Source organism: Spirosoma fluminis (assembly GCF_054778895.1).
Genome location: NZ_BAAGZD010000030.1, coordinates 52,893 through 53,810, shown reverse-complemented (window position 1 = coordinate 53,810; position 918 = coordinate 52,893). Strand labels below are relative to the sequence as shown.

1 protein-coding gene is annotated in these 918 nt (G+C 51.5%); it reads right to left on the bottom strand.

Annotated elements, in window-relative coordinates; genetic code table 11:
* Positions 1-296: 296 nt before the first annotated feature.
* Positions 297-918 (bottom strand): IS982 family transposase (locus ACYVBJ_RS20775; protein ID WP_460984225.1); only part of this gene is annotated, 622 nt, incomplete at its 5' end.

Below are 918 nucleotides of genomic sequence, written 5' to 3'. Positions count from 1 at the left end.
CATGTTTCGCCCTCACAGTTCGCTCGGCGGGCTGACACCCGATGAGGTTGGAAAGGGCAGTGAAAAGAGAATAAATGACCGTCCGATCCTCAATCTTTGAGCGGTCCAGTATTTGGGGGTAGGTCACCGTCCGATCCTCAATCTTTGAGCGGTCCAGTATTTGGGGGTAGGTCAAGACCGTTCGATCCTCAATCTTTAAGCGGTCCAGTATTTGGGAGGATCTCACTAATCCAGCTGGTACAGGTCTAGAGGTATTGTATAAGGGGCATTTAACTATAATAACTTAAGTTGTGTGGTTACAAATAGAACAAGATGTTGTGAGCCAGGATGAAGCCTACCACTTTCAACAAATAGCCTTTCGCCGTTACCGCATGGATGCGCCGGGGCCATCGGCTGACCAACTGGCTAATGTCAGTCTCTATATGACGTCGGGCTTGCTGGCGCAGCCAGTTGGTGCAGTAGTCGTTGTCGACCCGCCGACAATTGCTGCGCCGAATTGGTTGAAAGGCGATTGCACCGGCTTGCGCCAATAAAACCTCCTGAGCGTAGTGATTATAGGCTTTGTCAGCATAAACCTCACTACCAGCCGGTAAATCGAAGCCCAGCAACTCAAAGCCAATCTGGTCATGAGCGCTGCCAGGTGTGAAGTCGAACTCGATGATCCGACCATCAGCCGCCGTCCTCAGATGCACTTTGTAGCCGTAAAAGTACTCGCGCTTGCTGGCGTTGTAGCCCCGGAAGGCTTTGCCTTTAACCAATCGGCAGCGGCTGATGCGGATGTTTTTGCAAACTGGCAAGGGACACGAGTCCACTGAAAAGCGCGTATTTTCAGCCTTAGCCCATTGACTCAGCAATCCCAGCAGTTCATATAGACGATCCTGTAGGCCGTACAACCGGCGGTTGAACTGAGAACGACTG